The sequence below is a fragment of the Ruegeria sp. HKCCD8929 genome (assembly GCF_013031405.1).
In the GTDB taxonomy this organism is placed as follows: Bacteria; Pseudomonadota; Alphaproteobacteria; order Rhodobacterales; family Rhodobacteraceae; genus Ruegeria.
Window position 1 is genome coordinate 1 of the sequence record NZ_WPZY01000074.1, and the last position, 8,597, is coordinate 8,597.

The 8,597-nt window shown below is 57.1% G+C and carries 8 protein-coding genes; 1 reads left to right on the forward strand and 7 read right to left on the reverse strand.

Annotated elements, in window-relative coordinates; genetic code table 11:
- The 5 genes from GOX53_RS28155 to GOX53_RS28175 form a co-directional block, all read right to left on the reverse strand.
- Positions 1–430: hypothetical protein (locus tag GOX53_RS28155; protein WP_171182196.1), on the reverse strand; the 430-nt coding region annotated here is incomplete at its 3' end.
- Positions 431–841: 411 nt separating this feature from the next.
- A complete protein-coding gene (dapA, locus tag GOX53_RS28160; protein WP_171182197.1) occupies positions 842–1,732 on the reverse strand; it encodes a 4-hydroxy-tetrahydrodipicolinate synthase in 891 nt (296 codons plus the stop codon).
- A gap of 767 nt (positions 1,733–2,499) precedes the next feature.
- Entirely contained in the window at positions 2,500–3,558 is a 1,059-nt protein-coding gene (locus GOX53_RS28165; RefSeq protein ID WP_171182198.1) for an IS110 family transposase, read from the reverse strand.
- 326 nt (positions 3,559–3,884) lie between these two features.
- Complete coding sequence (locus tag GOX53_RS28170) at positions 3,885–4,928, reverse strand: IS110 family transposase (RefSeq protein ID WP_171182199.1); 1,044 nt, start codon at positions 4,926–4,928, stop codon at positions 3,885–3,887.
- A 95-nt stretch (positions 4,929–5,023) separates the two neighbouring features.
- Positions 5,024–5,608: a hypothetical protein gene (locus GOX53_RS28175; protein WP_171182200.1), complete on the reverse strand. Its 585-nt coding sequence runs from the start codon at positions 5,606–5,608 to the stop codon at positions 5,024–5,026.
- Between the two features lie 88 nt (positions 5,609–5,696).
- On the opposite strand from GOX53_RS28175, the gene GOX53_RS28180 reads away from it, so the two are divergent.
- Positions 5,697–6,221 (forward strand): Crp/Fnr family transcriptional regulator, encoded by a 525-nt coding sequence (locus GOX53_RS28180; protein WP_171182201.1) that lies wholly within the window; start codon positions 5,697–5,699, stop codon positions 6,219–6,221.
- A gap of 392 nt (positions 6,222–6,613) precedes the next feature.
- Here GOX53_RS28180 and GOX53_RS28185 read toward each other — a convergent pair whose 3' ends face one another.
- Both GOX53_RS28185 and GOX53_RS28190 read right to left on the reverse strand, forming a co-directional pair.
- Positions 6,614–7,708 carry a transposase gene (locus GOX53_RS28185; RefSeq protein ID WP_171182202.1) on the reverse strand — a complete coding sequence of 365 codons (1,095 nt, stop codon included), beginning with the start codon at positions 7,706–7,708 and terminating at the stop codon, positions 6,614–6,616.
- A gap of 151 nt (positions 7,709–7,859) precedes the next feature.
- The coding region (locus tag GOX53_RS28190) for a DUF6094 domain-containing protein (protein ID WP_171182203.1) at positions 7,860–8,597 on the reverse strand (738 nt) is incomplete at its 5' end.

An 8,597-nucleotide genomic window follows, 5' to 3' on the forward strand; every position in this document is an offset into this window, starting at 1 on the left:
TGTTTCGTGGCATGTTTCCGAGCAGCCAGCGCGTTTCCAGCAATGAGACGTAATCGGCAATCACGTTGATCGCCAGACCGGTCACCAGCACGGATCCCAACGCCAACTCAGACTGCATTCGCACTCCAATCACATCGACACTGCCCATGAGCAACCAGATCACTATCACGGCGATCAGCGTTGCAATTGTCGATCTCACGAAGCACCGGATGGAGAAATGATTGCTGCCAAAGACGGCATCGAACAAGGATATGAAGCTCCTGGACCACCCCTCTTCGGTCTGGGCGCCCATCAGCCAAAGGGCCAGTTCTTCCTTGCGCGCAGGATTGAGCAGCCCGGCGTAGATGGTGAGGCCGAACATCGAAAACCCCAGGCCAAGTGCCCATGTCCAATTTTCCGAGAGATACGCAAGGAGCGTGGTCGCATCCATTCTTGAAATACTCTTGGATCAATAAATTTGGGCCTATCGTACCACACATCGCGCCGCAATTGCAGGTTGATGCCCTAGATCTGCCTACAGCTAGCCTGAGCCCGTACAAGGGCACGGGCTCCTCGCCCTGGCCGCGCCAGCGGCCCCCGCGCGGGCAGCGCACGGTCCTGGTCGATCGGGGCCCCCTGCCCATAGGCGCTAACTTAAGAGATTAAATGCGGGCATGAGGTAGTTTCTGCGCCCTTTGAGCGGTTGCTGCCATTCGTGTCGGGCGCAGCGAAGCTCACGCTGGCGACTCACAGATCGCGGGACAAACTCGACCTTGATCTCATATATTTGAACGGTAGCTCTACCCGAAATTGAATTGGCCGAGCACATTTACTTTGTTCTGCTCAGCCAGAAGAGCATACGTTATGCCATTGCCTGCATGTTGATCTTTTCGGCCAATGCATCACTAATCGTCGTCATCGGCAGTCGTAGTTCCCGGCTTTCAATGAGACCACTTCGCCAGAGCCAATGCTTCACAGCGCCAGGGCTTGGCTCTGAGAAGAGCAATTTGGCGATGTCATAAAGATCGTACCAACCGGTTTGCGCCTCATGCACGCGCCCGTTGGACAGGTCCGTTTGTATCTTTGCGAACTCCTGCGTCATCACATGGGCTGCGGAGAGGATTGCACCATCAGCGCCCGCTGCAAGAGCAGCGTGGTAGGCCAAATCCTCACCTGTCATCACAGAGAAATTCTGAGGTCGCAGCTTCAATAAGTTCAGCGTTTGCTCGGCGTCAGCGCAGCAGTCTTTGATCCCGATGACGTTATCCCGCTCAGCAAGACGAAGGAGGGTGTCGTTCGACAGGTTTACTCCGGTTCGATAGGGAATGTTGTATATGATCAACGGGCGTTCGGTTGCATCGGCCATGGCCTCAAAGTGCGACAAAAGACCGATCTGGGATGGGCGCGAATAGGCAGGGCAGCTCACTAAATACCCATCTATGGGCCAGTCCCTTGTCTGTGAAATGTGTTCGATAACTGCGCGAGTGTTGCTTCCGCCGATCCCAAGCAAGACGGGAATTGGCGTTCCGATTTCTCGCTGTTCATCCGCACAGGAATGCACAACATCAGCGATTTCGGCAAAGCTGAGCGTCAGTGCTTCTCCCGTGGTCCCCGCAAGGACAAAGCCGTCAATGGGTTGGGTGCGATAATGGCGAATGAGTCTTCGGAGAGACGCGAGATCGACGGCACCATTGAGGAACGGTGTCACGATAGGAAGCCAAAGTCCTCTGAGGTTGAGGTTTTGCGAGGTCATGTTTGTCTCCAGTTTCATAAGACCGAAGGCAAACGCAGAAACCCCGTCGCCGTCGGCGGGGTTGAGTTTGAATACTTCCGTAGATTTTAGCGGCCGTAGTCTATCACTCCCCCCAAGAAGGAGAGTTTCTTCAGCTTTTTGGAGTGGGCGATTACGGTTTGCATGAGGCCAGAGATCAATTTTCCAACGTGTTGTCAACACCTTCGATCACACTTGCTCAGCTAGTTGCGGGTGGCGACGGGTTGATACCTAGTCCAATCAGAAGGATGCCGCCCAAACGCTGCGCGACGGGTTGCTCGAAATCCCAGCGCTCCTTCGAAGCTGTCATTCGTGTAGCGCGCAGCATTCGGTAGAACCGGGCTCGCAGTCAGATTTCGCCGCCCGAAGTGCGAACGGCGGCCCCTGATTTGCGAACGACCGCGCATTGAGAGACGTGATACAAGATCAAAGACTTGGCCCGCCCCTCCTATGACCGGTCTCGATCAGCCCGTTGCAACGGCATTGCCGCGCGAGCATTGGGCTGGTCTGAGCCCAATGTATGTACCGGCTGCTGTTCGCAACTGAGATTATGGCATGGCTTGCGGTGGTCGCTCATATGTATTCGGCCTCTTTATCGGCTCGCGGGCCGTGGCCATTGTGGGTTACGCACGCGCCTTGATCTCATTACTAACCAGATCGGTGACGACCATTTGGGCTCTCAGATTCTGGGGGCGTAGTTTCTCCGTTCCATACTGTTCTCCTTCGCGAACTCCGTGGGGTCTTGGCCGCTAGATCGCGGCCAAAGCCTCGTCTCTCTCAGCCTCGTACTTCGATCCGTAGCGCAGAACGCTCCAGGCGGTGCGGGCAAGTTTGTTGGCCAACGCGACCGCAGCCTTATTGTGCGACATGCGTGCGACGACGCCTCGCAGCCATGGGCCGAATCCCAAGCTGTCCCAACGATGTGGGCGCATCAGAATGACATTGGCGGCTTGCACCAGCAATATCCTTAGATAGCCGTTGCCGCGTTTGCTGATCCGACCAAGGATAGTCCTCCCGCCGGTGCTGAACTGGCGCGGCACCAGGCCCACCCAAGCTGCAAAGTCCCGACCTCTGTCAAACACCTCACCCTTGCCAATAGCGGCAACGATGGCCGTCGAGATAAGCGGGCCGATCCCAGGAATGGTCATGATGTTGGCGCTGTTCTCCTCCGATCGGCTGATCTCCTCGATCTCAGACGAGATTGCCTTGATCCGCTCATCGACCCAAAGCCAATCGCCATAGAGACCCATCAGGATCGCGCGCATACGTGAGGAGATTTCATCGCGCCGGTTTTCGAGGATCGCCTCAAACGAGCTCTGCAATGCATGCCGTCCTGACCGCACAGTGATGCCTTGCTCAATCAGGAACGCCCGGATCTGATTGATCGTGGCGGTGCGGCGGGCCACCAGCCTGGAACGCACGCGATGCAGCGCCTGTAGGTCCAACTGCTCCTGGCTCTTCTCTGTGACCGTACGCAAGTTCGGCCTCATCGCCGCCTCTGCGATTGCCTCCGCATCGTTGTAATCGTTCTTTTGTCCCTTGTTGAAAGGCTTCACGTAGATCGCCGGGATAATCCGAGGCTCAAAACCGAGCCTTCGCAGCATTCGGCTGACAAATTGCGCGCTCATGCATGCTTCCATGCCAATGACGCAGCGTGGAAACTTCTCGAACGTCGGCTTCAACGCCAACCGCTTAATCTTTTTGCGTAAAACGCGCTCACCCGCGTGATCAAACCCAACGAGGTGAAAGGTTTCCTTGCCGATATCCACGCCAATGACTGCGATATCTTCTGGGCTTTTGCATTTCATGACTGCTTCTCCTGATTTGCAGAAATTGGCAAAGCCTAAACTGCCGGGTGAAGCAGCCGGTACATCCCATTACTACGGGATGCTGCACCTTGCACGAATGTTCTCTATCTGCGGTTTCGATTTCAAGGGCGAATTTGGGTCACATCGGGCTCATGGTTCTCTCCGGGGTCGGCCTTGCCGCCCCATAATGGCGTCGGTGACTGAATGCCTCCATTGGTCGGCTGCGAGGTCGCTGAGTTGGCGCGTCAACATTCGACAGCGAGGTCATTCTGCCTCCGTCCCGATGGGACCTGGATCCGCAGTGTTGCGGAACTTTGTTTCTCAACTCATGCGGGCAACTCCTCCTTGGTCCAGGCAAACGTTGTGCCATCCCGCCAGAGGCGGGTCAGGATCACGGCAAGTTTTCTGGCCGTCGCGACTGTTGCCTTTTTCAGGCCCTTTCGCTGCACCAACCGCATCGCCCAGGATTTCAGCGGCGAGAAGCGCGTGACACGCTGGATCAGGATGTTGGCCGCCTCGTAAAGCAGCTTGCGCATCGCACTGTCGCCGCGTTTGGAGATCCGGCCGGACCAGTCAGTCTTACCGGATTGGTATCGCCGCGGTGTCAGGCCCAGATAGGCCCCGACATCTACGGCCCGCCGGAAGCGGGCTGGGTCGTCGATGGTGGCGATGAATGAAAGCGCGATTATCGGGCCGACCCCCGGCACAGTTGTCAGCCGCCGTGCCAACGCACTTTGCTTGGCGTTGGCCTGGATCTCTGCGTCGAGCTTCGTCGCCTCGATACAGACGATCTTGTGCGTTGCGATCAGGCAGGCAAAGACCGCCTCGAGGATCGGATCACCCGAGACGATCTCCTCCAACTGGTCTCGGAAGCTCCGACGGCTCCGACCCGCGCGCACCGGCCCAAGACGGATGCCGAAGGTCTTCAGAATACCGCGCGTCTGGCCTTCGATATCCATGCGAATGCGGATCAGCCGGTCGCGGGCCGACAAGAGCAGACGCAATCTGTCGCTGTCTTCGCTCTTGATGTGAACTTCGCGATACCAACCGGCGCGAGCCAGCTGCGCGAGGGCTTCAGCGTCGGACCGATCTGACTTGTTCATACGCGCCGAAAGCGCTTTGTTCGCCGCCCGCGCGTCAATGCAGACGACGGGCGCGCCGCGCACAGCCAGTTCCCGCGACAGCCAGATCGACAATGGCCCGGACTCATGGACGATCCTTTCCACCGCACCCGCATGATCAGAGATCGCTTGCAAAATCGCATCGGGATCGGTCGGGCATACCCCCTCAAAAACACACGCTCCGTCTTCTTCAAGGATGCACATCGCGCACGCGTCCTGTGATACATCCAAACCCACATAGCGTTTCATAGCCGGTCCTCCTTCAGCTCAAGGTTCATCAGAAACGACCTTAGTCGCTCTCAATGCCCTTGAAGCTGAGCCCGCAGCAGATACGCCATGTCGGCTTAGTCACATCCGCTATGACGGCGCCACATGTCCGGATCATGTCCTTCCGGTACACTTGCACAGGAACCCTCCGAATACCCACGCAAGACATTGTATCTCTGGATTTGGGCATCGCTGAGTAGCTCGGGCGTGGACAGATGCCGAGCGAGGTGGATGAACCGCAACTCGGCACGTGCCTCGGCGGCCTTGGCGAGCAGGTCGTGAAGCGTCTCTTCGGAAAGGTCGGAACCGGCGAACGCGTCGCTCAAAGCTGCCTCTGCAGAAATGAATCGTTCGCCCGCAGCGATGGCGGTCGTGCGCATCTCCTCATAGATCGCAGAGAATGCTTTCACTTGATCCGCTGAAAGGCCCAACTCTTCCTGAAGCTCAAGAAGATGCGCAGGGCCCGGTCGGCCATTCAATTCGGCCGGTAGGGCAAGGCCCCAGCCGCCCCCGCGTCTTAGCTCTTCGATGTCCTGTTCTGAGAGGCTTTTGATCGCGCGCGTCTCCAAGCCTGCATATGGGGCGTTATTTCCCCCATTTCCGTGATCCTGTCCGAAGGCAGCAAGTGGTAGAAACGCGATCACCAAAGTCAGGGATTTCATTGGTTGCACGGGCATTTTGCATTCCTCTCGCAAGAACGGGTCGGATATTCCGTAGCATTGGGAGCATTTGACCCATATGATTACAATCATGTTGAACGTAATATCAGAACTCTTCGAAACAGGCCGGATAGTGTCGCTTGAGGCCAAGCAGACTGTCTTTCAAACAGGTGATCACGTGCGATTGATGTATCTCGTCACCGAAGGCGAGATCGACCTTGTGCGCTTTACGAAAGGCGGCACACAAATGATTTTGGCGCGCGTTCATCCGGGCAAAGTGCTTGCCGAAGCGTCAGCGTATTCGAACCATTATCATTGCGACGGTGTGACCAATTCGTGGTCGCGGGTAAGATCGCTTCCGGTTTCGGAGTTCCGAGAAAGGCTTCATGGTTCCCCAGACGCAGCGCAAACATGGGCAACTCTGTTGGCCCGTGAGCTACAAAAGGCGCGCATGCAATCCGAGATTAGGTCGCTCAAGACTGTGGCCGAGCGACTGGACGCGTGGTTGGGAGAAAGCAACAACCTGCCGCCAAAAGGGCAGATACAAGACTTGGCACGCTTTCTCAGTGTATCTCGTGAGGCGCTTTATCGCGAACTCGCGCGGCGGCGAAGCTAGGCCTTGAGTAAAAAGAGCGCTAAGGCTCTCACGTTCTTGCCGCCGGCGAATTCGACCGCTCCCGATTTGCTTTACAAAAGCAGTCATTGGAGTTGCCGCAGCGAAATCTCACTTCGTCCGCGTCTCTATGGTCTGACCAGGCTGCAGCGAAGGTGCGGTTTCGGATTGGAACAGATATCAGAGCACGAATGACCGAATTGGCGACGCCTACCTGCAAGAAGTGAGTGGATCTTCAGGGCGGATTAACCGTGGGCATCAGCTGATAGGTTCTTTGTCTGGGCGGATCAAACAGCCTGTAGGCAACGCGCTGTCCCTTGCCGTGTTGCGGTCGGCCCAACAAGATCCGCTTGACCGCTTCAATCAGCAAGCGCTGAACCCTCCAAATTGAAGGGCTACGTTGCTTGGCAGCCTGTTCCACAGGGGGGAGAGTCCAGCGCATTGCTGGACAAGGTATCGATCAACAGGGCAAATATCAGGTGGCTGTACAACCAGGCTTTCGCCAGACTGGTGTCCTTTGCTGGCAGACGATCAATAGGTATGAGCGACTTCAAGCGCTTGAAGGCCAGTTCGATTTGCCAACGGGTGCGGTAAAGCGCCAAAACCTCGTCGGCATCACATACAGTTGCATCAAGCGATGTCACAATAATGATAAACCCTGCAGCCTTAATACTGCGTGGGTCGCCAACCCGACGATTCCGGTGCTGTTTGTGCTTAACACGATTGACTTCAGCTGCTTTGGCCTCCTCAGACTTGGCACGAAGTATCAATCGAACGGGCAATAAACGCCCGTTGGTCCGGATGGCGACGGGAATTTCAGCAGTTTGCTCGGGCGCAAGCGTCCCCAATGCGCCCAGCAAGCTGAACGTATCGCCATTTGGTGACGATAGTGAAAACGCGCGCCAGCCCGAGCGGACAATGAAGTCGGCACCGCTATCCAGAATGTGCTCCAACCCAGACGGCCTTGCATAAGCGCGATCGCCAACGACAATATCCCCAGCCTGAACCGGAAAGTGCTTATAGCTTTCACCACAATGCTTGTCAGTAATCTCAATCGCCTGGAACTCGCCCGACGCTTCGTAACGGCAGTGCAATCGCCACTCCTGACCGTTCTTCCCGGGCCCCGTTATCGTTGTTCCGTCAACCAATGAGACAACCGGGCGATCATGGGAAGGAACATCGATCTTTTCGGCCAAAAGCCTTTGGCATATTGTTTCCAGCCAGTCGGCGCTCCGGCGTAGCCGCTTCAAAACGCCAACATCTGACAAATCCGCGATCTCGGTGGACGCTGCCCAAGCCGACGTGGAGCGCAGCGAAAAGCCACAGGGTCCATAAAGCATGGCAAGCCGTAAAAGGGACTGAACATCCCCTACCTTCCGGCTGCGATGGAAGGCACCGGTTTCCCGAGCTGTCGCCTCAAGGTCAACGACATCACCAAGAGCGGAAACGAACCCGCCCCAATCTTCAAACTCGGGGAAGAAATCAGTCATGCCCCTTCTGAATCAGAACAAGAGTGATTTGGGAATCCCTTAAGTTAGCGCCTATGGACACCCTGCCCCGCTCGGCCGGGACACCAAAGGGGCAACGCCGGCAGATTTGGGCACCGGCCCGCCCTTTTCCGAGGGCAGGCCGGTGCTCGCGTCAGGCTGGCCCCACGATTGCAAACCCCGTCGGAATGTTGGTGCCGCTCTCGGCAAAGCTGGCCACCGGCAGATCATACCAACCGCTGTCTCTGGCCGATGACAGCCCCAGATCGGACAAATGGCCGTCGTAGAGTGCTGATGCGGGCAGAATACAGACCAGGGTGCCGCCACCCCAGCGCCGCCCCTCGGGATGCGGTTTCAGGAACTTGCGTGCGTGATCCAGATGTTTCCGCCAGTGGCGACCATTGAAGGGTGGGTTCATAATCACAAAGTCAAAAACCGGGTTGGGCGCCGTATCCAGAAAGTTCGCGTGATGGACCCGAAACCCCTTCGCCCGCGCCTCCTTGGTGCGCTCGCCGTGATACTCCACGCCGGTAATCCGCGCCTCAGGGTTTTTCTTGCGGATCGCCTGCATGATGCGGCCGCACCCGCAGGAGGGTTCCAGCACCAGCGGCGTGCCGTCGAGCGACAGCCGCGCCAGAACCTGATCGATGACCGCCTCTGGCGTGGGGTAATAGGCCAGATCCTTGGCAACGTCGGTACCGGGGCGCGGCCTGGCCGCCGCCTCGGGGCTGTCGGGCAATGTGTCGCCGTAGAACTCGGCAAGGGCCAGGTTGATATCCCGCAATGTCTCGGGATCAAAAATCAGATGCGCGTTGCCGTTCTGAAACCGCCGGATTTCTGAGCCTCCCCAACTGAACTGGACCACCGTTATGTTTAGGGAACGGAGGACCAC